The organism is Vibrio sp. V15_P4S5T153 (assembly GCF_963874485.1).
In the GTDB taxonomy this organism is placed as follows: domain Bacteria; phylum Pseudomonadota; class Gammaproteobacteria; order Enterobacterales; family Vibrionaceae; genus Vibrio; species Vibrio anguillarum.
In genome coordinates this window covers 19,556-43,246 of sequence record NZ_CAWNHR010000019.1, presented here as the reverse complement: position 1 = coordinate 43,246, position 23,691 = coordinate 19,556, and the positions used below count along the sequence as shown (strand labels likewise).

Genomic DNA, 23,691 nt, shown 5'->3' with positions numbered 1-23,691 from the left:
ATTTTGTTGTAGTTATTTAGCTAGTGGTGCACTGCATTATTGGTGCGGCCTTTGCATCTGAGCTAAATGAATAAAAACCCCGTTGCTACTTGTTATGACGGCGATAATGCCAAATATCAAGTAACGGATCCTTTACAGGGTACATCACGCAAAAGCGATCACATTATACACAGCTAACTCCATCAGATGCTATGGCATTTGAGAGAGTTTCTACTGCATGATCAATGTTTTCGCTATCTAACCAAGTTAAATCATCCCAGCTGCGTAACCAGGTGATCTGACGCTTGGCCAATTGACGGGTTGCACAGATTCCACGATATACCGCTTCCTCTAACGTACAATTCCCATCCAAATAGTCCCACATCTGTCGATAACCAACACAGCGAATCGATGGCAAATCCGGATGAAGATCATTTCGAGCATAAAGTGCTTTCATTTCTTCTTCAAATCCAGCTTCGATCATCTTTTCAAACCTGAGTTCGATTCGACGGTGGAGCTCAGCCCTTTCCTTGGGAGCTATAGCAAACTGCTTAACTCGAAATGGCAGGCTTTCACCTTTCGTTTGAGTTAACTCTGTAAGAGTTTTACCTGAAATTCGGTAAACTTCCAATGCTCGTGACAATCTTTGTGGATCATTGGGATGAATTCTTGCCGCCGAAACCGGATCAATCGTTTGTAATTGATCGTGTAACTGACCCCAACCATGCTCCAAAGCCTCTTGCTCAATTTTTTGCCGTATCTCAGGATTAGCCGCAGGAAGTGGCGAAAGCCCTTCAAGTAGAGCCTTGTAATACAACATAGTTCCCCCAACGAGCAGAGGAATTTTACCTTGCGCGGTAATATCATGCATTGCAAGTAATGCATCGCGACGAAAATCCGCCGCCGAATAGGCTTCACTGGGATCCAAAATATCGATCAGACGATGAGGTGCGAGTGCCAGTTCATGCGCATTAGGTTTGGCAGTGCCAATATCCATGCCTTTGTAGATCAGCGCCGAGTCGACACTGATGATTTCCACTGGGTATTTTTGGCGCAAACGAATCGCCAAATCTGTTTTACCTGATGCGGTCGGGCCCATTAAAAACAGAGCCAATGGTTGTGTTTGATTCATCATTCTTTTAATTCGTTATGCCAACAAGGCCGCTATGGTGGTAGAAAAATCAACGGGGCGGACGAAACTTGCATCATGAAGAGGAAGTTGCCCTTGCCAAAGCTGTTCAAGTTCCGAAATCATTTGGATGGCTTCAGACAAAGTGTAGTCACTTTTCACCACAGTGATGTGTTCAGCCAGCCAATCGGCAACAAGATCCACCGTAATAGGTTCATCATCAACCGTAAAATCAGCGGACACGTAAGATAGCAGATCTAGGATTAAGTTTTGCAGGTTTTGTTGCCTCAACGGTTGAGGTACGCCCATCACCATGATGCTTGAACCATGACGTTCTTTAAGCTCAATCCCTAGCGTATTCAACATCGGCTGGCAATGCGCTAACGCTTGATGTTCTTGTGCTGAGAGCTTGATGGAGAGCGGCACGAGTAAAGGTTGGCTTTTCAAGAAGCCTTGCTCGGTATGCAATTGGCCACGAGTTTTCAGCCATGCTCCTTTAATAAGAGAAAGCAATACGACGCCCTGTTTGGACCCCATTAACAGGTACTGCCCTTTGATTACCGCAATAGCTTTACCCAACTGTTCGAGCTGCAGCATTTCACCTTGATCTTGATGTGCGATAGGAGAAAGTTCGACTGCAGAAGCCGGCGGTTGAGTTGCCATAAGCTCTTGATAGATCTTCACTTCTCCGCTCGAAGGTGAGGCCGTTGGCTGGCGCTCAGCTTTCGCACGAGAGGAAGATGGAGAGCCGTTTTGCTGCCAATGGCTACGCTTGGGCGTTTCAGCTATGCCGTGCGCGGTTGTGCTTTCTCGCTCAGCTTTTCTTGGATAAGCGGGAGTGTTGTCGACAGCTTGCCACACTTGCTCTGGAACGGTGTTATGCCCCTCAGTTTCTTGGCACACACTAGCAATTGCAGTGCCATTCTCAATGCGATCCACAGTCGCCGCATCGGGCTGATGAAAAGCCGATGGTTTGAGCTGCGGCTTTTCAATGTGTTTGCTTTCAGCCAGTGCACTACTGAGTGCTTGATAGATAAAATCATGCACTAATCGCGCTTGATGGAAACGCACCTCATGTTTCGCGGGATGGACATTCACATCCACTTGATGGGGATCGAGCTCAATGAAGAGTACATAAGTGGCGAACTGATCGCCTCTCAGGCTGGTTTCATAACTTTGCCGGATAGCATGATTAATCAGCTTGTCACGCATCATCCGCCCATTAACGTAGCAGTATTGCAAATCACTCTGCTGGCGCGCGCCTTCTGGAGTCGTTATCCAACCATGCAAGCGAAGCCCTTGATGTTCCAACTCAATGCTTAGCATATGGCGAACAAAAGCGTTGCCACACACAGCCGCGATTCTTTTTTCCTCTTGAGCGGCCGTTTTAGCCGCTCGATATTGACGCACCATCTTGCCGTTATGGCGCACATTGATGGTGACATCAAACCGGCTCAAAGCAATGCGTTTTAGTAGCTCATCAATGTGAGTAAATTCTGTTTTCTCTGTGCGTAAAAATTTGCGCCGAGCGGGCGTATTAAAAAACAGATCGAGCACTTCGACAGAGGTTCCAATCGGGTGCGCGGTTGGCTGCAACTTAACCGCCATATCTCGACCTTCACTGTATGCTGCCCAAGCTTGTTCTTGCGTGGCTGGACGAGACGTCAATGTAAGCCGAGAGACAGAGCTAATACTCGCGAGCGCTTCTCCGCGAAAACCTAAGCTGACGATCGCCTCTAAATCATCTAAGGTGTGAATTTTAGAAGTTGCATGACGGCTTAAAGCGAGCGCCAATTCCTCTTTTACTATCCCTTGCCCGTTATCTCGCACACGAATAAGCTTCGTACCTCCCTTTTCGATATCGATATCGATACGTGAGGCGCCCGAATCCAAGCTATTTTCCACCAGCTCTTTGACGACGGAAGCCGGCCTTTCAACCACTTCACCTGCGGCAATTTGGTTAGCAAGACGCGCGGGTAGAATCTTAATCGTCATAGTCATTACTACTTATTGGGAATGATCAACACTTGCCCTATGGCGAGCTGATCAGACCGAAGTTGGTTTACTTGGCGAATACTATTCAGACTCACTTGATATTGGCTGGCAATTTTGCTCAAAAACTCACCTTTTTCAACTTTATGCTTACGCAGCGGCTTATCCTTCAAACTCACCGTTATCTTCAGTTTCTGCCCCAGCGTTAAGGTGTCTGAACGCAAGTTATTCTCGCGTTTAATCGCATCCACACTCACTTTATAGGTGCTCGCTATCTTGCCCAAATACTCGCCAGATTTCACCACATGCGTAACAATTTCCGTTTCTACTGGGTTGCTGACCACAGGGACACGAATCGGAGCTGACGTGGCCGGAATCGTTAAGATTTGACCAATCGACAAATTGGCATTTTTTAGTTTGTTGGTTGCGATTAATGCTTGAGTCGAGGTGCCATATTTATTAGCGATAACCGAGAGTGATTCGCCACGCTGCACTTTGTGCTTTTGTGTTTTACCGCGATTAGCAAACAGAGTGCCCTCGGGTGGATTTTCTTCAAAATACTGGACGATGGCGGTTGCCAATGCGCGAGCCAATTTATCCTGATGCGAGCGCTGAAATAGCAATTGTTCCTCAGTAGGGTTAGAAATAAAACCCGTTTCAACCAACACCGAAGGAATATCGGGCGACTTAAGTACCGCTAAACTGGCATTAACTGGCTCCGCTTTATGTAGGTGGGCTACTTTCCCCATCTCTCGTAATAGATGAGTTGCCACTTTATAACCCTCTTTTTGCGAGTGGCTAAATTGCAGATCAAGCAAAGTTTGGCTGACGTTTCGATCACTATTGTTTTTTGCCAGCACTTCACCAGCCCCACCTAACAGTTCTGATTGCTGTTCGTGGTTCTCAACCCAGCGAGCAATTTCCGTATTCGCACGCTTGGTATTTAACACAAACACTGAGCCGCCTCTGGGCTGAGGAGTATGAAACGCATCGGCGTGAATCGAGACAAGCAAGTGTGACTTATTACGACGCGCAATTTCAGAACGTTTATTGAGATTGACAAAATAATCGCCACTGCGTGTCATAACTGCCTTCATTCCCGGAACGGCGTTAATTTGATCCGCGATTTTCTTAGAGATACTTAAGGTGGCATTTTTTTCATATTTTTTGGTCGGGCCAATCGAACCGGGATCTTCTCCACCATGACCCGCATCAATAGCCACCACAATATCCTCGGTTCCTAATAACTGCGAAGCATCGCGACTGACTTTAGTTTGGCTGGCTGGTTTTACTGTCGCCTTGCCACTATCCAAATTGTGGGGTAAATCAACCACCAAACGATGCCCATACTGACCACCCGGCGTTGGCGCAAGTTTAAATGGCTGAGGGTTCACTTTGCGCTGTAACTCAAACACCAAGCGATACGTCCCTTTCTCCGGAGGCGAGCTATTACGAATTTGCTTAAGAACAGGACTCTCCGTGACTTTAAGCGGCAATTTTGTATTAAGCGTGGTGTTTTTTAAATCCACCACCAAACGCTCGGGGCTGCTTAAGGTGAAATAGCTATAATCCGCTTCAGTTTTGAGATCGATAACCACTCGAGTTTCATCTGGAGAAGGCCAAACGCGCACGCCTTCTAATGCATTCGCGTGCGTCGTTGAAGTAAATAAAGCACAGCCCCAAACCGCAAGCGATAGAGTTATCGTTCGTAACAAATGGATGATGTTCAACATAACTCCAACTGACTCAGCAATGAGGATCCATAGGGGCTGTTTGCACTCAGAAAAGCTTGCCTTTGTTCGCCATCGTAACGTAGCTCAACATCAATATCTGCGGTTGGAAGTAGACCGCTGCCTTTTTCTGGCCACTCAACAAGGCAGATCGCATCCGGTGTGAAATAGTCACGAATACCCATAAATTCCAACTCTTCCGGATCGGCCAAGCGATAAAGATCAAAATGGTATACTTGCCAATCGGCTAGTTGATAAGGTTCAACTAAGGTATAAGTCGGGCTCTTGACGTTGCCAACATGACCTAATGCGCGGATGAAGCCACGGCTGAAGGTTGTTTTTCCAGCACCGAGATCACCATGCAAATAAAGCGTGGTTTGCGCAGAGCATCGCTTAGCCAAAGCTGCGCCTAATTTTACCGTTTGCTGTTCGTCTTTTAAGGTAAAGATCTTAGTACTCATGAATTACCGCTCTCAAGTGTCGAAAATTGACTATATAAAAATCAAAAGAACTCGAATAGTAAACTGGGTTGGAATTGAGAGACAAGCTCTCTTCTGTAAGTAAAAGGAAAAAACTCGCTTTTTATGTCAGTTTAATCCACATCACAGGCGATCATTTCCTAGATCCTCAATAAAGGATCCGTTAAGATCCTCGCCCCTTTTTGCAACGAGCTCATCGATAATGGACTACCAAGTACTGGCAGACAAAATTAAAATCTGGGCACGTGAACTTGGCTTCGAAAAGGTCGGGATCTGCGATATCGATCTCAGTGAGCACGAAGAGCCTTTGCAGAAATGGTTGGATGCTGGATTTCACGGTGAAATGGACTGGATGGCGCGCCATGGCATGATGCGAGCTAGGCCACATGAACTCCTTCCCGGCACCGTCCGTGTGATCAGCGCACGCATGAATTACTTACCCCCAGATGCTCGGTTTGCCAGTGATTTGAATAATCCCAATTACGCTTATATCAGCCGCTACGCTCTGGGGCGTGACTACCATAAACTGGTACGCAACCAGCTCAAAAAACTCGGCGAAAAGATTGAACAAGAAGTGGGGGCACTCGGTTATCGCCCTTTTGTCGACTCCGCACCAATACTAGAGCGGCCTTTAGCACAAAAAGCTGGACTTGGTTGGACTGGCAAGCATTCGCTTATCCTTGATAAAGAGAGTGGTTCTTGGTTTTTTCTTGGTGAACTACTGATTGATTTGCCGCTTCCAGTCGATACACCAAGCAGTAATCAATGTGGCAAATGCACTGCCTGCATCACCTCATGCCCTACACAAGCCATCGTGGAAGACGGTGTTGTTGATGCTCGCCGATGCATCTCTTACCTCACCATAGAATATGATGGCGTAATTGCTGAAGAGTTTCGCAAGGCAATGGGTAATCGCATTTACGGCTGTGATGATTGCCAGTTGGTCTGCCCTTGGAATCGCTTTTCCGACCTCACTCAACAAAGTGATTTTCATCGCCGTCAAGCACTGGATGAACCAGACTTAGTTGAACTGTTTGCTTGGGATGAGGCCACCTTCTTACGTTATATGGAAGGTTCGGCTATTCGCCGCATTGGCCACCAGCAATGGTTGCGTAATCTTTCCATCGCTTTAGGAAACGCGCCATATTCACAACGCATTATCGCAGCACTAAACACGAGGTTAGGCTTGTCTGATTTATTAGACGAACATATACATTGGGCGCTAGTAGAACAAAAACGAAAATCATCGGAGCCAGCGAGTGCATGCTCTAGCAATAAGAAGCAGCAGCGCTTAATTCGAATTGTCGAGAAAGGGTTACCGCGTGATGCGTAAAAAATGAGGTAATTGCATAACTAATGAACACAGACTTTGATATGTATCTCAAAATACCAATTTGTGGACAAAATTTTAAACACGACACTGTTTTCTATAATTAAGAAAAGTTAGCCACATCAGCAATTAATGACAAGGATCAAAGATCTTGATATTAATGATCATACAGTTAGTTGACCTAATGGTGATAAAAAAACAAAAATCAATTTAAAAACAATTAGTTACACAGAAAAACAGCAAGATTAGAGAACAGAGCCGCATTAAAAGATCTTTCACTGACGCTTACCAGCACTTCACTAAAAACACGTTATACACTAACTTATCCACAATTAATTTTTGTGGATAACTCTGTTAATGAATAAGAATAAATAGCGACGAAAAGCCAGATTCTACAGAGACTAACCTGTGTATTGAAATTCAGCACGTAAGTTATCAAGACGGCAATAAATCCGCTTAGAACCGCAGATTATTTTTATTTTAGGGAGTTATGCTTCACAGCATTAAAGAAAGAGCATAAACCAAATACTGGTTTGAGTTCAGAGAATACTCTGAAAGGAGCTGGAGCGACACATAACCGTTACCTCAACCTTGGTAAGGTTGCACTCTACCAACTGAGCTCGTGTCGCAATGATTAATCGCATTTACGCTTAATCTGAATTTGGTTGCGGGGGCCGGATTTGAACCGACGACCTTCGGGTTATGAGCCCGACGAGCTACCAAGCTGCTCCACCCCGCGTCCGTATTGTGTCACCGTTAAGTACGATGAAAACTTACACTCTCTAACAAGAGAATTTGTAGCGACGCACGAGGTTCACTTTCTTTAAACAAAGAGGCGTGACCTCAACCTTAACTAGGTTGCGTGGCGCTATTCTTTTCTTCGAAAAGAATTTGGAGCGACACACGAGGTTCGAACTCGTGACCTCAACCTTGGCAAGGTTGCGCTCTACCAACTGAGCTAGTGTCGCATTCACAACGTTTCCGTTGTTCAGGGCTGCGAATTATAAGAGCATTTTCTTATGATGCAAGCCCTTACTGGCAAAAAATCTTTTTTTTTTTTTTCTGACGAAAAAGAACGCAAATATGGCGTATTAATCACAAAAACTGGTTAACACGCCATCACCAAAAAATGCCGTTCTGAAAATTAAATACTGAATATGGTCTTACGGTAGTACTGAAGCTCAGCAATAGACTCACGAATATCATCTAAAGCCAGGTGACTACCTTGCTTAGAAAAGCCATCCAATACTTCTGGCTTCCAACGGCGAGTCAGCTCTTTTAGCGTACTGACATCCACATAACGGTAATGGAAGTAGGCTTCCAGCTCAGGCATATGTTTATAAAGGAAGCGGCGATCTTGCCCAATACTGTTGCCACAAATCGGAGATTTACCTTTAGGCACCCACTTTTCCAAAAACGTAATGGTCTNCACGAGGTTCACTTTCTTTAAACAAAGAGGCGTGACCTCAACCTTAACTAGGTTGTGCGGCGCTATTCTTTTCTTCGAAAAGAATTTGGAGCGACACACGAGGTTCGAACTCGTGACCTCAACCTTGGCAAGGTTGCGCTCTACCAACTGAGCTAGTGTCGCATTCACAACGTTTCCGTTGTTCAGGGCTGCGAATTATAAGAGCATTTTCTTATGATGCAAGCCCTTACTGGCAAAAAATCTTTTTTTTTTTTTTCTGACGAAAAAGAACGCAAATATGGCGTATTAATCACAAAAACTGGTTAACACGCCATCACCAAAAAATGCCGTTCTGAAAATTAAATACTGAATATGGTCTTACGGTAGTACTGAAGCTCAGCAATAGACTCACGAATATCATCTAAAGCCAGGTGACTACCTTGCTTAGAAAAGCCATCCAATACTTCTGGCTTCCAACGGCGAGTCAGCTCTTTTAGCGTACTGACATCCACATAACGGTAATGGAAGTAGGCTTCCAGCTCAGGCATATGTTTATAAAGGAAGCGGCGATCTTGCCCAATACTGTTGCCACAAATCGGAGATTTACCTTTAGGCACCCACTTTTCCAAAAACGTAATGGTCTGTTCAACCGCTTCTTGTTGTGTCACTGAGTCATGACGTACTCGCTCGACCAAACCGCTTTTGGTATGTGTTGTGGTGCACCATTCATCCATTTTAGCCAATTCAGCTTCTGATTGATGAACAGCCAACACTGGGCCTTCAGCCAAAATGTTCAACTCACTATCAGTCACAATGGTGGCAATCTCGATAATTTTGTGAGTTTCAGGGTCTAAGCCTGTCATCTCAAGATCAACCCAAATCAAGTTTTGATCGCTAAAAGACATAAATACGTTGCCTATATTGGTTTGCAGATAAAAAAGGTACTATACCCAAATTCAGATCCCCAAGATACCTTTGGACATTGGATCCAAACGGTATGATTTTGAGTAAAATCTCAACGTTGGATCAAAACGTATCATAATCATGAAGTAGATAATCGTGGCAAAGAAAAAGAAGCTGACGAAAGGTCAAGTACGACGCGTTCGTAATAATCAGAGTAAACGACTCAAAAAAGAGGACACAGTTTCGTGGGATGAAGCCATGCTCGGCACCGCAAAAACTGGGTTAGTGATTACTCGTTTTGGCCAACATGCCGATGTTGAAGATTTAGAGACTCACACCATCCACCGCTGTAATTTACGCCGAGGCATTGAAACGCTGGTCTCAGGAGATCGTGTTATTTGGCGACCTGGACTCGAATCGATGGCGGGTATCTCTGGCGTTGTCGAAGCGGTTGAACCGCGCAAATCGGTTCTGACTCGTCCAGATTATTACGACGGTTTGAAACCAGTAGCGGCAAACATTGATCAGATGGTCATTGTGTCATCCGTACTGCCGGAACTGTCACTCAATATCATCGACCGTTATTTGATCGCTTCAGAAACCGTGAATATTGCGCCGCTAGTGGTACTGAATAAGATTGATTTACTCAGCGATGAATTGCGTAACCAATATCAAGAGTCGTTACGTGTGTACGAACGCATTGGCTACAAAGTGCTTTTTGTCAGCAAAAAAAGCGGTGAAGGGATTGCTGAGTTAGAAGCGGAACTTGGCGGACGGATCAACATATTTGTTGGTCAATCTGGCGTTGGTAAATCCAGCCTAGTGAACGCATTAATGCCAAATTTGGAAGATGAAATTGAAGAAGGTGAAGTTTCTCAAGCATCTGGACTTGGTCAACATACCACCACTGCGGCTCGCTTGTATCATATCCCTACAGGCGGTGATTTGATCGACTCGCCGGGAGTGCGTGAATTTGGTTTATGGCACTTGGAAGCTGAAGCGATCACTGAAGCCTTTGTCGAATTTCGTCCCTTCTTAGGCGGCTGTAAGTTTAGAGACTGTAAACACACTGACGATCCGGGTTGCTTACTACGTGAAGCCGTGGAAAAAGGTGATATTAGTAACACGCGCTTTGAGAACTACCACCGAATTTTAGAAAGCATGTCGGAAAACAAAGCTAACCGCCAATATTCACGTAACAAAAAAGCAGATTTATAAATAGCATCGAGTTTTACCCCGGCAAATGTCCGCAGACTTGATCGATAAATTTTTTATCTGTCGCCATCGAATAATCCGTAAGCAATGGTGACTAACTGCTGACATGGTGAGAGTTTTTCAGTAACATCTCGCGCCCAAAGTGAAGAACATACAGTTAACATTGGAATCAGAGACAATGGATAAAATTAAAGTTGGACTGCAATACTGGATCCCACAACATGGCTTAACACGCCTGATGGGTAAACTCGCATCAGCGAAAGCTGGCGGTCTAACCACTGCAGTCATTCGTTGGTTTATTAAACAATATAATGTCAACATGGATGAAGCTCTGCATTCAGATCCTAGCCATTTCAAAACATTCAATGAATTCTTTGTTCGTGAATTGAAAGCCGATGCTCGGCCAATCAGTGACGGTGATAGCTTAATCACCCATCCGGCCGATGCCTGCGTTAGTCAATTCGGGCCGATTCAAGATGGCAAGCTGATTCAAGCGAAAGGCCACCATTTTACAGCGGTAGAATTGCTCGGCGGTGATGCCAAGCTGGCGCAAGAGTTTGAAGATGGCGAATTTGCCACGCTTTATTTATCACCTCGCGACTACCACCGCGTACACATGCCTTGCGATGGCGTGTTACGTCAAATGATTTATGTTCCGGGCGATCTTTTCTCGGTTAACCCACTAACCGCCGAAAATGTACCGAACCTGTTTGCTCGCAATGAGCGCGTGGTGTGTATTTTTGATACTGAGTTTGGCCCAATGGCACAAGTGCTTGTCGGAGCGACCATTGTTGGCAGTATTGAGCTAGTTTGGTCAGGTACCGTCACGCCTCCGCGCGGCAATACCGTTTATCGCTGGGATTATCCAGCCCAAGGCAATACCTCTGTTGTACTGAAAAAAGGACAAGAGATGGGTCGCTTTAAGCTAGGCTCAACGGTGATCAACCTGTTTGCAAAAGATAAAATTCGCTTTGATGAGTCTATGCAACACAATGCTACAACGGTTATGGGTACTCCATACGCACAGCAACGTTAATCGCCATCTCTTAATGTTCCCTGCCGAATGTGTTAGCTCTGCATGTTCAGAGCTAACGCCTCTAGATATTTCGCTTTTTTCTTTATTGATAAAAAACAAAGCTGCTGCATATTCCTTCGCTAAAACTCAAAATTTCAAGCCGCGTCTAAGACCTTCATTCACATATCATTTACGCTAGTTACTTCAAGTTAACCTAATGAAGGTCATGTGATATGCCTACCATGAATACGGGAATGCTGATAAAGCTTGCGATCTGCTTTTTGCTGCCCATCGGTGTTTTACTGATGCCCATTGATGCAATACCGATTGATGACTTAACCTTAATTCAACATCGATTACTGGCTATTTTTTTATTGGCTGCTCTGCTTTGGGTATTGGAGCCAGTTCCTGTATTTGCCACCTCCATTTTGATCATTGCGCTCGAATTGGTGATGATTTCAGATAAAGGCTTGCATCTCTTTCGTTCGCCACCCGCTGGGCATGATATCGGCGAGTTAATGAAGTACACCGATATTTTCAGCGCTTTCTCTTCACCGATTATTATCTTGTTCATGGGCGGCTTTGCACTGGCGATTGCTGCTTCTAAATATGAATTGGACAACAACTTAGCCCGAGTTTTACTCAAACCTTTTGGTACTCAACCCCGCTTTATTATGCTGGGGCTAATGTTGATCACTGCGGTATTTTCTATGTTTATGTCCAATACCGCGACTACTGTGATGATGCTGGCGCTGCTCGGGCCGATCGTCGCTTCAGCTCCAAAAGGGGATTTAGGCATCAAAGCCTTAGTGCTCTGCATTCCGATTGCAGCGAACACCGGTGGTATTGCCACGCCTATCGGTACGCCGCCCAATGCAATCGCGCTGCAATATCTCACCGGAAGCAATAGCATTGATTTCTTTTCTTGGATGATGATGGGCTTGCCGTTTGTGATTATTCAGCTCACGTTAGCTTGGTTTTTGCTACAAAAACTGTTTCCCTCTTCAGAAAAACAGATGGTGCTGAAACTAAACGGAACATTCCAAAAAAATTGGCGTGCAATCGTGGTCTACATTACTTTTGCCGCCACCATAGTGCTGTGGATGACCACCTCTCTACACGGCATGAACACCTATGTGGTATCTATTATTCCTTTGGCGGTTTTTACACTCACCGGCATTATGGGTAAAGAGGAACTGAAACAGATCAACTGGGACGTCTTATGGCTAGTGGCTGGCGGGATAGCGATTGGAATTGGGCTAGATAAAACAGGGCTCGCTTCAGCATTAGCTCACGCGATTGATTACAGTTCTCTATCGCCTATCTCGGTCGTCATCACCCTGTCGCTCGTTTGTTGGCTCATGGCAAACTTCATGTCCAATACCGCGACCGCTAACTTACTCATGCCGATCGCCGCCGCGATTGGCACATCCATGGAAAGCTTGGCCAGTATTGGTGGTATACAAAGTTTGTTAGTAGTTGTCGCCTTTTCTGCCTCACTGGGTATGATTTTACCTGTCTCAACACCACCGAACTCACTGGCCTATTCTACCGGGCTTATTGAGAGTAAAGACATGGCCAAAACAGGTCTGATTATTGGCGTTGTTGGCCTGTGCATTGTCTATGCTGCCGCGCTATTACTGACCTAACCTTTGGTCACTGCGACTTGCATTGAGCGTCAAGACTGAATGCAGGTCGCAAAGATGAATCATTCCAGCCTAAAACTAAGTAAAAGCGAATCAACAAGATGAACAATAATCGAGCACGATCATATTAATCAAAGCTACATTCTCGTAGGATTACTCTGATTTACTTATTCATTTATCTGAAGAAACATGGAACGGCTTCATCATTTCGCTGCAACTAAGCGTAGGAGCCGTTAATTCATCTTTTTTCCGTTCTGATCTATCGACACGCTGTTGTCAAACCGTTCTAGGGGCATAACCCATGAGACATACCATCAAATTTAAAATTCAAGTGGCGATCGCCATTATCATTGCGATAGTCAGTGGCGTACAAGCTTGGATCTCCGTCAGCCAACTGCAACAGGAGACGACTCACGCCATCAATAGTGAAATGGAAAATGTCAGTCTCGCCACCAGCCGTTATATCAGTGATTGGCTCGGGATCCGTAGCAATATGATGTTGGCCAATGAATCTTTTATCGCCAGTAATGACAACGCAGATCAAGCGCTACTGGTCACCAAAAAAGGCGGTGATTTTCTTTCTGTCTATGCTGGCTTCAGCGATGGCACCATCGCTTATGGTGATAAAACCGAAGATTGGCCAAGTGATTATGATCCAAGAACGCGCCCTTGGTATAAAGATGCAATGGCACAATCCGGGCTTATAATTACCGAACCCTACCAAGATTTTGATGGCAGCATCGTAGTCAGCTTCGCCAAAGCCTTTAAAGGTCAAAAACAAGGCGTACTCGCCGCCGATTTAACCGTAACCAATCTCATTAAAGAGGTACTGAGTGTTAAACTCGATAACCAAGGCTTTGCGTTTCTGGTTGATGGCAATAACAATATTGTCGCCTATCAAGATGAAGCCTTAAGCCAAAAACCTTTAACCAATTTAAACAACGAATTAGATTCCCAGCACATGGCCAGCTTAGCTAAAGAGAATCGCGTTGATACTATTGTTTGGCCAAAGCAAGGCAACAAGTTGATTTACGTCTCACAAATACCGAATACCGATTGGTCGCTGGGCATTGTGGTGGATAAAGAGATGGCCTACGCCTCGGTTTCTGAGCAGATCACTTTTACCGCCATTGCCTCTTTAGTACTCTACATTATTATCGCCAGCATCAGCACTTGGGTTGTAACCCGCTTACTGCAACCACTGCAGGTATTGTCGAACGCTTTAGCGCAATTAGCGCAAGGAGAAGGCGACCTCACCCAACGCATCGACATTCGACGCATGGATGAAATCGGTGAATTGGCCGAGAAAGTGAATCTCTTTTTAAGTCAAATGCAGGAGATGCTGAAAGGGATCGTCAGCCGTAGCCAACAACTTTCCCAGCAAGCACAAGACGCCAATGACCTTTCTGCTCAAGCTTCCATGCGAGTTGAGCACCAACAAAATGATGTCAATCAAATAGCCACCGCGATTCACGAGATGTCGGCTACCGCCGCTGAGGTGGCTAGCCACGCCGAACTGACCGCTAGCGCGTCACAAGCATCGGCCTCAGCTTGTGATGACGGGCAGGCGGTTATCAAAAAGAATCGTGATTCCATTACTCACTTAGCCAATCAGGTCGATAGTGCGGCCAAAGTGATCCGAGAGTTGGAGAGCAATGCTCAAAGTATCAACCAGATCCTATCCACCATTCAAAGTATTGCCGAACAAACCAATCTGTTAGCACTCAATGCAGCGATTGAAGCGGCCCGCGCAGGTGACCAAGGCCGTGGTTTTGCTGTGGTCGCCGACGAAGTTCGTGTGCTAAGCCAACGTACACATGGCTCAACGGAAGAGATCCGCACCATGATTGAAACCTTGCAGCGCAATACTCAACATGCGGTCGAGAATATGGAAGCCAGCACCAAACTGGCCGACCACAGTGTTGACTATGCCGAACAAGCTCACGACAGTTTAGTGCGGATCACGCAAGCCATCACCGAGATCAATGATATGGCCTTGCAAATTGCCAGTGCCGCTGAAGAGCAGCGAGCCGTCAGCGAAGACATTAGCCGCAATACACAAGGTATCAAAGACGCTTCTGATGACCTTGCTAGTCAAACTCAGCAGAGCAGCCACAGCGCTCATGAAATGCATTTATCGGCAGAAGCCATGCGTAACGATATTCGCCGCTTCAAAGTGTAAATCCTCTTGGCTTGCCTCTTTTAATCACATTGAGGCAAGCCCATAAATTCCCTTTGTTTTCCCCTAGCGCTTAAGGCATATTGAGATCCTTCCCTCGTTCAAGGATGTCTACATGGGCTACGAATGGCTCGCGCTTGCTGCCGCGTTTCTTTGGGCAGTAGCCAGTTTACTGTCTGTTACTCCCGCTCGCCATTTAGGAACCTTTGCTTATAGCCGTTGGCGCATGGGCTGTACTTCTCTCATTTTAGTGAGCATGGCGCTGGCAACTGGCGGCTGGGCAACGGTAAACAGCGAGATGGTGACACCCATGATGTATTCGGGGTTGATTGGCATATTCATTGGCGATACGGCGCTGTTTGCGTGTTTAAATCGCATGGGGCCAAGACAAGCCGGTTTGCTCTTTTCCTGCCATGCCGTTTTTTCGGCCATTCTCGGCTATTTTTTATTCAGCGAAAGCATGAGCCATGCAGAGCTAGTGGGCGCGACTTTTGTCTTTTCAGGCGTTCTAACGGCCATCTTTTTTGGCCGCCGAGGGCAAAATCATAATGCATTGGAAGCAATTAAAGGCCGAGTATGGGTTGGCATTGCACTTGGCCTTGTCGCGGCTCTATGCCAAGCATTGGGTGGGATCATCGCCAAACCGGTGATGCAAACGGGGATCGACCCCATCGCCGCTTCCGCGATTCGAATGCTCACCGCCTTCACCGCACACTGCTTACTGTTGGCTACTGGTGCAAAATTAGCACGCGCCACTCAAGCCATTACGCTGCCCATTTTTACCATTACTGCCATCAACGGTTTTCTTGCGATGGCGGTCGGAATGACATTAATTCTCTACGCACTGCGTGAAGGCAACGTGGGTATGGTGGCCCTGCTCTCCTCAACCACGCCCATCATGTTGTTGCCTATTTTATGGATGTATACCAAACAGCGGCCCAACCGCTTCGCTTGGTGTGGTGCACTATTTGCCGTGCTTGGGACAGGAATTTTAGTTTATTAAATGGCGCTAAAAAGGCACCGATGTTGATCAATAGGCTACCTTTATAGGCATTGATAGGGAGAATCATTGATCTTAACCTACTGCAATCGCTTCAAAGTGTAGTAAAATTACGCTAATTTCTGTTTAAGTTACTTTGAATTTGACGAGGTCATAACTATGTCAGCTAAGAAGCCAATGGCTTTAGTAATTCTTGACGGTTGGGGTTACCGTGAAGATAACGCACACAATGCAATCAGCAATGCACATACTCCAGTCATGGATAGCTTAATTGCAAACAACCCAAACACTCTGATTTCTGCTTCTGGTATGGATGTAGGTTTACCGGATGGTCAAATGGGTAACTCAGAAGTCGGTCACACCAATATCGGTGCTGGTCGTATTGTTTACCAAGACCTGACACGCATTACTAAATCAATTCTTGATGGTGAATTCCAACAAAACGAAGTGTTAGTCAACGCGATGGATAAAGCCATCAAAGCGGGCAAAGCGGTTCACCTATTGGGGCTAATGTCGCCAGGTGGTGTTCACTCGCATGAAGATCATATCTACGCTGCCGTTGAAATGGCTGCTGCCCGTGGCGCTGAGAAAATCTACCTCCACTGCTTCCTTGATGGCCGTGATACGCCACCACGCAGTGCCGAAGCCTCATTGCAACGCTTCCAAGACCTATTTTCTAAATTAGGTAAAGGTCGTATCGCCTCACTGATTGGTCGTTACTACGCCATGGATCGCGATAACAACTGGGAACGCGTACAAAAAGCTTACGACCTATTGGTTGAAGCCAAAGCAGAATTTACTTTTGATTCCGCCGTGGCAGGCCTTGAAGCCGCTTACGCACGTGAAGAAAATGATGAATTTGTTAAAGCGACAGAAATCAAAGCTGAAGGCCAAGACTCTGCTGCGATTGAAGATGGCGATGCCGTGATTTTCATGAACTACCGCGCCGACCGTGCACGTGAAATTACTCGTGCCTTCATACCAGATTTCAACGGGTTTGAACGTGTGAAGTTCCCAGCAATTGACTTTGTGATGCTAACCCAATACGCCGCCGACATTCCTCTGCTGTGCGCATTTCCACCAGCATCACTAGAAAACACCTACGGTGAGTGGCTATCAAAGGCGGGTAAAACTCAGTTGCGCATCTCTGAAACAGAAAAATACGCGCACGTCACCTTCTTCTTTAACGGTGGTGTTGAGAACGAATTCCCAGGCGAAGAGCGCCAATTGGTTGCTTCACCTAAAGTGGCAACTTACGATCTGCAACCGGAAATGAGCGCGCCTGAACTGACTGAAAAACTCGTTGCGGCAATCAAGTCGGGTAAATACGATGCGATTATCTGTAACTACCCGAACGGCGATATGGTTGGTCATACTGGTATTTACGAAGCGGCCGTGAAAGCATGCGAAGCGCTTGATGAGTGTATCGGAAAAGTGGTTGAAGCGATTAAAGAAGTCGATGGCCAGCTACTGATCACAGCAGACCACGGCAATGCAGAAATGATGGTGAACCCGGAAACAGGGGGCATTCATACCGCACATACCAATCTGCCAGTGCCGCTTATCTACGTCGGTAGCAAAGATCTTAAGCTAAAAGATGGTGGTAAGCTTTCTGACCTAGCACCAACGATGCTTGCTCTATCGAACATGGACATTCCGGCAGAAATGTCTGGTCAAGTGTTGTTTAAATAACTCACCAACCACGTGCTATTGAGCCTCGATAAATATCGAGGCTTTTTTTCGCCCAAGAACTCGATTTGATTGCAAGTTTTGACATAGGGCTTTCGCCTCGCGGATGGCTTTGAGTATACTGACTCACTAATTTGTCGATAGAGACTTGAAAACGGATGAGAAACAAGCCTTCACCACACCCACTTACTATAACGACTTGGTGGCATGCACTTAGCCTAGTGATGGTGTTAGGGCTAGCTTGCCTCTCCTGCTCACCGTTAATGGCTGCCACACAACAAGAGCTAAAAGGGGTGAAAGGAGAAATTTCTCGTCAGCAGCAAGCGTTAAATAATCGACAAAAAGAGCTCGATTCGTTGCAAAATGCGCTTAAAAAGCAAGAAGTGGGTATTTCAAGTCTAGAAAATCAGATCAAAAACACCAAATCAGAATTAGTAGTGGCCAACGCTAATATCGCTAAACTCAAACAAAAGATCACGGCCTTAGAAACACAACAAACACAACAAACCGCCAAATTAGCTCAACTGATCAAAACCTATTACGCCACTCAGCGAGCGACAGCCTCATCCAACATACTCAATAATGGCGTGGAAGAAGATCGCATCAGCCAGTATTACCAACACTTGGCGAAGGCACGCAGCCAAACCATCCAACAGCTTGAACTTACGCAAAAAGAACTCAATGAAAGTGAAAAACAGCTGCGACTTGAACGAGACCAAATCGCCTCTCTATTGGAACAGCAGACCCAAAAGCGCGCTACATTGGCAAAAACGCAGTCAGAACGACGCAGTACGGTGGGTAAAATTCAAAAAAGTATTTCCGGTGATAAAGTCTACTTAGCGGAATTGCAACGCAATGAAACGCGATTACAAGCGGAAATCGCCAAAGCAGCAAAACGTAACGCTGTACTAATGGATGGGTTAGCGCCGCAAAAAGGCAAGCTACCTTGGCCAGTCAAAGGCAAAATCCTGCATGCTTTTGGTACACGTCAAAATGGACAAATTGACTGGAAAGGTCTAGTCATTGACGCCAATTATGGTCAAAACGTCAAAGCGGTTTATTCTGGCACGGTCGTGTTTGCTGAATATCTACGTGGTTATGGGCTGGTGGTTTTGCTCGATCATGGCAAAGGCGATATGACCTTATACGGCTTTAACCAAAGTTTGCTCAAAAAAGAGGGCGATAAAGTCACCGCCGGTGAAACCATTGCTTTAGCGGGAGACACTGGCGGTCAATCTCAGCCAGCGCTCTATTTCGAAATTCGTCGCAACAGTAAAGCCGAAGACCCAACACGCTGGCTCAGTCGCTAGCAAAACACATCCATCACCCTGTTAATCCGGGCGAGCGTTAGTGTGATGAATAGTACGCTTCTACTTGAGTAATGAATTGGGTCAATTGTCTTTTATCCAACGAATTAATACCCGCCGCCGCTTCTCGCCCGCCTCCGGTTGCAAAGGCGCTGCATAACCTATCCGCTCCCTGTTTATTGGTTAATGGAGCACGTAGCGAAACGGTATAACCACCCGATGAATTTACCGTTAAAACCATATGTGCCGCGGCAGGTGCTTGATTGGCTAGCCAATTACTAAACACACCACTCACTCGCTGTGATGATGCACAGTCTGGCAGCTCGTATACGCTCAAACAGGCACTTTTATAGATAGGCTCTAACGACTGAGCAAGCTGCATATCTTGCTCATAAGCGTGCTGCAAATGATAAAAAGGGGAGTTGTCATCCTTCATTAAATCAAACGGTGAAGGATAAACTAGCAAGGCTTGGTACAAATCAGCGGGGTGATAATGAAGCTGCTCTATCGTCTCTCCATAACCGTTATAGTTAATCAAGGTGCCTAAGTTTTTTAGTTGTTCAGCTTGAGTGGTAGTTAGCCCCGCGTTGCGCGCTAAAGTATCCGCTTTAGCAATCAAATTATCGCCATAAGCTGCCACAATCGCCCACTCATGGAACGGACCACCTAACCACTGATCAATAATTAATGCCGTACAAGTATTAGGGTCCAAATCAATATGGGCGTCAAGCAGCGGAGTCTCGGGGATTGAGCCTGCATAGTGATGATCGGCATAAAACACCGTCACCCCCGCCGCAAGAGCCTGCTGTAAAGGTTGCTGATTCTTCTCCATCGAAATATCTAACACGGTCAGACTATCTCGGGATTGAAGATTAAGACGCTGAAGCAATTTGATATCACGCTTAACCCCAGTAACTAGGGTCGTCGTGCGAGGGTAAGCAAGCCGCAGCTGAAGAAGAGAGATGATGCCATCAGCATCACCGTTAAAAACGTCATAGTGCATATCAACACCACCCTTAGAGATGTATAACTAACAAGCTAACAGCTTCAAAGGATTAAGAACAATACTCAAAGGTTATAACTAAGCACACATTATGATGCGTGCATCGCCCGCACACCTTCCTCTAATAATAGAAGCTGTTCAAGACCTTGTTCCGTTGCTTTGGGTTTAACGACTGCGATCATCTGTAGCATGCCTTGATGAATCACTTGCTCGGTGATCTGCGTTTTGGAAAACATCGCTGACTGATAACTCAACCAACACGAGGCCGTCATATGGAGAGTGGTCACTAAAGATTGCATATCTTCTTTTCCGACAGACAGCAATTTCAGCTCAACAAAAGCGTGCATAATATTAATGAGATTAGTTTGCAGCTTTTCTTGTACTTGAATGTACTCACCATGTAGAACTTCATCACGCTGCAGGATTTCCGGTAAATTGGCATAGAAAAAACGGTATTTCCACATCAAAGTGAAGATCGAATCAAGATAATGCTTTAACAGAGTTAAGCTTTCGCGCTGTGCCGCAATCGGCTGAAAACGTTCGAGTAACTCTGCTGAATAGAGAGCAAAAATATCACGAACAATTTCTTGTTTATTACGAAAGTGATAATACAAATTACCTGGGCTGATTTCGATATGTGCTGCGATATGGTTAGTGGTCACCGTTCTTTCACCATGTTCATTAAACAGCGCTAATGCAGCATAAACGATCTTATCTTTGGTTTTCATCTTGTCTTATTACCTCTTTACCTCTGTGAACCTGCTCCTATCAAATAACAGGATGAGAGTGAGAAACGGTGCATTATCGGCGATAAGGCACCGCAAACCTATTATTGATGGTACGGTTTAGACAAGGCGTGCACCGCATCAACAAATATGCCCGCATTTTCCGGTGGCACATCTAAATGGATACCGTGTCCGAGGTTAAAGACATGGCCCGTTCCACCATGGCCGAACCCTTCAAGAATGGTCGCCACTTCTTGGCGAATACGATCATGCGGAGCATAAAGCATGGAAGGGTCCATATTGCCTTGCAGCGCCACTTTGTCACCGATACGCGCTTTGGCGTCGGCAATATTGATGGTCCAATCAAGCCCTACTGCATCACAACCCGTCGCAGCAATCTGCTCCAGCCACATGCCACCGTTTTTGGTAAACAGAGTGACGGGTACGCGGCGACCTTCATTTTCACGAATTAAACCATCCACAATTTTGTGCATATACTGTAGTGAAAAGAGGTTGTAGTCGCGCGGCGTCAGTACTCCGCCCCAAGTATCAAAAATCATAACAGACTGAGCACCCGCTTTGATTTGTGCGTTAAGGTATTCAATAACACTGTCTGCCAGTTTATCGAGCAAGGCGTGCAGCACGCTAGGATCGGCGTACATCATTTTTTTGATCTTAGTGAAGGCTTTTGAGCTGCCACCTTCCACCATATAAGTCGCGAGTGTCCATGGGCTGCCTGAAAAACCGATCAATGGAACTTCACCTTGTAGATCTTTGCGGATCTGGCGTACGGCATTCATCACATATTGCAGTTCGCCTTCCGGATCCGGTAAGCCAATTTTATCGACATCGGCTTTACAAGTGATCGGGCGTTCAAACTTTGGCCCTTCTCCCGCTTCAAAATACAAACCCAATCCCATGGCGTCAGGAATGGTTAAAATATCAGAAAATAAAATAGCGGCATCTAATGGAAAGCGACGTAATGGCTGTAATGTCACTTCAGAAGCTAGCTCAGCATTTTTACACAGCGCCATAAAATCGCCTGCTTCGGCACGCGTTGCGCGATACTCTGGCAGGTAACGTCCTGCTTGGCGCATCATCCATACAGGGGTGCAATCGACAGGTTGTTTTAACAGTGCACGCAAGTAGCGATCATTTTTTAATTCAGTCATTCCGTCTTCCAATTTAAAGCTTGTTATTTTTTGTGGCGTTATTCTAGCACTGAATAAGCGCCAAAAACGGTGTGCTTTGCAAGCGAGATCATGTTATTAACTTTTAAATCAATGGTTAATTTGCAAGCAACCTTTAACGGTGTTAAAAATTTGTTCGCTAGCGAAAACTATAATTATAAACTGAGTACTCTGTACTCGGCATCTCATAACGACATCTTACTTACCCCCTCCTTCACCGGAGGGTTTTTTTTAGCAATGCGGCAGTGAATCTTTCTCGATTTCGCTTAACGTGTGCTCTATTAATGCTCTGGCTATCGTCCCTTCGGGCGCAACGGGAGGCAAAGCACTTGCTAAAAACCATTGTGCATCACTCAATTCACTATAGTCGGGTTTTATCGTGCCAGAGTCATATTCCGCCACAAAGCCCATCATCATACTCGATGGAAATGCCCAAGGCTGACTACCAAAATAGTGAATATTTTTCACATGAATCCCCGTTTCTTCAAGCACTTCACGTGCCACGCATTGCTCTAACGTCTCCCCGACCTCCAGAAAACCAGCAATGACGGTATACATGCCGTTACGATGCCTTGGGTGCTGGGCCAATAAAATTTTATCCTGATTTCGTACCGCGACAATAATGCAAGGAAAGATACGCGGATAATGTAACGTTCGACACTCAGAACATTGCATCGCCAATTGGTTATGGTTTAGGTAATTTCGCCCACCACATTGTGGACAAAAACGTAACGTTTGACTCATGTGACCATATTGAAGCGCTTTGCTGATCGCCAAAAACAGTTCTGGTTTGAGATGCAACAATTCGCGTAATGAAGTCATTTCTCGCTCGCCATCAAGATCGGCATCATTGACCCACATCACTGGGTAACCATCACAACTATCTACCACCACCGCTTTTTCTAAAGGCAGGGAATATTCACCCGCAGATCCTAGCGGTAACTCACCATTTATGGTCCAGATCTCACTTCCGGAAACTACACACCAATAAGCGATTTTTGTATCACTATTTTTCAACATGTTGCGACCTCTCTTCTTGCAGTTACCCCATTTTACTGGCAATCTAAATTCATACCAGAATTTGTAACGTTCCAAATTTAGTTCTATAAATTCTAGTAAGGACAATGAGTTGTATCTACGAAGTGCAACCCTACGCAAAGGAAACGGTCACCAGCTTTGTGACCCGATCATGAGGGCATGGTCATGCTAAAAAAACTAAAACGCACACAAGAGCAATGGGGCGGTTACAGTGACGTTATTGATCACTGGTTAAACACGCGACAAACCTTAATTGTAGAGTATTGCAAATTAGCCGCGCTGCAACCTTGCACCGCCAAAACGAATGTTAACGGGCTTCCCTCGCCAGAAGAGCTGCAACGTTTTTGCCAACAACTGGTGGATTATATTTCCGAAGGTCACTTCAAAATCTACGATATGGTGATGGATAGGTGGCGTGCAACTGGCTTTGAAGCCACCGATGAAATTAATCAGACTTATGGAAAAATTATTGTTACTACCGAGCCGTTACTCAATTTTACAGATAAATACGCGGCAGTGAGTGATGAGGATGATCTCGAAAACTTTGACAACGACCTTTCGCTAATTGGTGAAATTATTGAGGTGCGTTTTGGAGTGGAAGATAGTTTGATTCAACTTATCGCGGACAGCTTGGCTATCCCTCCTGGTGCTTAATATTGAATATTTTGCTGTAATCATTCGCGTAGATTAATTAAGCGCAACAAAAAAGGCACCCGAAGGTGCCTTTTTTAATC

Annotated in this window: 18 protein-coding genes, 3 tRNA genes and 1 pseudogene; 9 read left to right on the top strand and 13 right to left on the bottom strand. The window is 45.6% G+C overall.

What is annotated here, in order from left to right; genetic code table 11:
* Nucleotides 1–163: 163 nt before the first annotated feature.
* Genes miaA through tsaE form a run of 4 tightly spaced genes read right to left on the bottom strand, consistent with a single transcriptional unit; the run spans nucleotide 164 to nucleotide 5,291 of the window.
* A complete protein-coding gene (gene miaA, locus AACT42_RS18775; RefSeq protein ID WP_094132222.1) occupies nucleotides 164–1,111 on the bottom strand; it encodes a tRNA (adenosine(37)-N6)-dimethylallyltransferase MiaA in 948 nt (315 codons plus the stop codon).
* 15 nt (nucleotides 1,112–1,126) lie between these two features.
* Nucleotides 1,127–3,109 (bottom strand): DNA mismatch repair endonuclease MutL, encoded by a 1,983-nt coding sequence (gene mutL / locus AACT42_RS18770; protein ID WP_094132219.1) that lies wholly within the window; start codon nucleotides 3,107–3,109, stop codon nucleotides 1,127–1,129.
* Between the two features lie 2 nt (nucleotides 3,110–3,111).
* Nucleotides 3,112–4,833, bottom strand: coding sequence for an N-acetylmuramoyl-L-alanine amidase (locus tag AACT42_RS18765; RefSeq protein ID WP_010318945.1), 1,722 nt, complete (start codon nucleotides 4,831–4,833; stop codon nucleotides 3,112–3,114).
* Nucleotides 4,827–5,291 carry a tRNA (adenosine(37)-N6)-threonylcarbamoyltransferase complex ATPase subunit type 1 TsaE gene (gene tsaE, locus AACT42_RS18760; RefSeq protein WP_010318946.1) on the bottom strand — a complete coding sequence of 155 codons (465 nt, stop codon included), beginning with the start codon at nucleotides 5,289–5,291 and terminating at the stop codon, nucleotides 4,827–4,829. Before tsaE ends, AACT42_RS18765 begins: the two co-directional genes overlap by 7 nt.
* A gap of 220 nt (nucleotides 5,292–5,511) precedes the next feature.
* On the opposite strand from tsaE, the gene queG reads away from it, so the two are divergent.
* The gene (gene queG, locus AACT42_RS18755; protein WP_040122935.1) at nucleotides 5,512–6,642 is read left to right on the top strand and encodes a tRNA epoxyqueuosine(34) reductase QueG; all 1,131 of its coding nucleotides are present in this window, start codon (nucleotides 5,512–5,514) and stop codon (nucleotides 6,640–6,642) included.
* Between the two features lie 659 nt (nucleotides 6,643–7,301).
* Here the strand turns inward: queG and AACT42_RS18750 are convergent.
* From AACT42_RS18750 to orn (AACT42_RS18730), 5 genes and pseudogenes are all read right to left on the bottom strand, one after another.
* Nucleotides 7,302–7,378 (bottom strand) — tRNA-Met (locus AACT42_RS18750).
* A 153-nt stretch (nucleotides 7,379–7,531) separates the two neighbouring features.
* Nucleotides 7,532–7,607, bottom strand: a tRNA-Gly gene (locus AACT42_RS18745).
* A gap of 176 nt (nucleotides 7,608–7,783) precedes the next feature.
* Nucleotides 7,784–8,065, bottom strand: a pseudogene (gene orn / locus AACT42_RS18740) (oligoribonuclease); the annotation flags it as partial.
* Between the two features lie 89 nt (nucleotides 8,066–8,154).
* Nucleotides 8,155–8,230, bottom strand: a tRNA-Gly gene (locus tag AACT42_RS18735).
* 176 nt (nucleotides 8,231–8,406) lie between these two features.
* Entirely contained in the window at nucleotides 8,407–8,952 is a 546-nt protein-coding gene (gene orn, locus AACT42_RS18730) for an oligoribonuclease (protein ID WP_010318948.1), read from the bottom strand.
* A 154-nt stretch (nucleotides 8,953–9,106) separates the two neighbouring features.
* Here orn (AACT42_RS18730) and rsgA point away from each other — a divergent pair, with 154 nt between their 5' ends.
* The 7 genes from rsgA to AACT42_RS18695 all read left to right on the top strand — a co-directional run bounded on the left by rsgA (nucleotide 9,107) and on the right by AACT42_RS18695 (nucleotide 19,004).
* Nucleotides 9,107–10,168 carry a small ribosomal subunit biogenesis GTPase RsgA gene (rsgA, locus tag AACT42_RS18725; protein ID WP_094133756.1) on the top strand — a complete coding sequence of 354 codons (1,062 nt, stop codon included), beginning with the start codon at nucleotides 9,107–9,109 and terminating at the stop codon, nucleotides 10,166–10,168.
* A 175-nt stretch (nucleotides 10,169–10,343) separates the two neighbouring features.
* Nucleotides 10,344–11,201 carry an archaetidylserine decarboxylase gene (gene asd, locus AACT42_RS18720; RefSeq protein WP_013857937.1) on the top strand — a complete coding sequence of 286 codons (858 nt, stop codon included), beginning with the start codon at nucleotides 10,344–10,346 and terminating at the stop codon, nucleotides 11,199–11,201.
* A 212-nt stretch (nucleotides 11,202–11,413) separates the two neighbouring features.
* Nucleotides 11,414–12,829 (top strand): SLC13 family permease, encoded by a 1,416-nt coding sequence (locus AACT42_RS18715; RefSeq protein WP_064624225.1) that lies wholly within the window; start codon nucleotides 11,414–11,416, stop codon nucleotides 12,827–12,829.
* Between the two features lie 298 nt (nucleotides 12,830–13,127).
* The gene (locus AACT42_RS18710; RefSeq protein ID WP_094133757.1) at nucleotides 13,128–15,008 is read left to right on the top strand and encodes a methyl-accepting chemotaxis protein; all 1,881 of its coding nucleotides are present in this window, start codon (nucleotides 13,128–13,130) and stop codon (nucleotides 15,006–15,008) included.
* A 112-nt stretch (nucleotides 15,009–15,120) separates the two neighbouring features.
* Nucleotides 15,121–16,008: a DMT family transporter gene (locus AACT42_RS18705; RefSeq protein ID WP_017046692.1), complete on the top strand. Its 888-nt coding sequence runs from the start codon at nucleotides 15,121–15,123 to the stop codon at nucleotides 16,006–16,008.
* Between the two features lie 156 nt (nucleotides 16,009–16,164).
* Complete coding sequence (gene gpmM, locus AACT42_RS18700; protein WP_017046693.1) at nucleotides 16,165–17,697, top strand: 2,3-bisphosphoglycerate-independent phosphoglycerate mutase; 1,533 nt, start codon at nucleotides 16,165–16,167, stop codon at nucleotides 17,695–17,697.
* Between the two features lie 221 nt (nucleotides 17,698–17,918).
* Nucleotides 17,919–19,004 carry a murein hydrolase activator EnvC family protein gene (locus tag AACT42_RS18695; protein WP_237666791.1) on the top strand — a complete coding sequence of 362 codons (1,086 nt, stop codon included), beginning with the start codon at nucleotides 17,919–17,921 and terminating at the stop codon, nucleotides 19,002–19,004.
* Between the two features lie 37 nt (nucleotides 19,005–19,041).
* On the opposite strand, the gene AACT42_RS18690 is transcribed toward AACT42_RS18695, so the two are convergent.
* The 4 genes from AACT42_RS18690 to nudC all read right to left on the bottom strand — a co-directional run bounded on the left by AACT42_RS18690 (nucleotide 19,042) and on the right by nudC (nucleotide 22,936).
* Nucleotides 19,042–20,004, bottom strand: a complete 963-nt coding sequence (locus AACT42_RS18690) for a hypothetical protein (RefSeq protein WP_017046695.1) — start codon at nucleotides 20,002–20,004, stop codon at nucleotides 19,042–19,044.
* Nucleotides 20,005–20,093: 89 nt separating this feature from the next.
* Nucleotides 20,094–20,732: a TetR/AcrR family transcriptional regulator gene (locus tag AACT42_RS18685; RefSeq protein ID WP_013857945.1), complete on the bottom strand. Its 639-nt coding sequence runs from the start codon at nucleotides 20,730–20,732 to the stop codon at nucleotides 20,094–20,096.
* Between the two features lie 101 nt (nucleotides 20,733–20,833).
* On the bottom strand, nucleotides 20,834–21,901 hold the full coding sequence (hemE, locus tag AACT42_RS18680; protein ID WP_010318957.1) for a uroporphyrinogen decarboxylase: 1,068 nt from the start codon (nucleotides 21,899–21,901) through the stop codon (nucleotides 20,834–20,836).
* 249 nt (nucleotides 21,902–22,150) lie between these two features.
* Entirely contained in the window at nucleotides 22,151–22,936 is a 786-nt protein-coding gene (nudC, locus tag AACT42_RS18675) for an NAD(+) diphosphatase (RefSeq protein ID WP_170889804.1), read from the bottom strand.
* A gap of 180 nt (nucleotides 22,937–23,116) precedes the next feature.
* Between nudC and AACT42_RS18670 the strand changes: the two genes are divergently transcribed.
* On the top strand, nucleotides 23,117–23,611 hold the full coding sequence (locus AACT42_RS18670) for an Rsd/AlgQ family anti-sigma factor (protein WP_013857948.1): 495 nt from the start codon (nucleotides 23,117–23,119) through the stop codon (nucleotides 23,609–23,611).
* Nucleotides 23,612–23,691 lie beyond the last annotated feature (80 nt).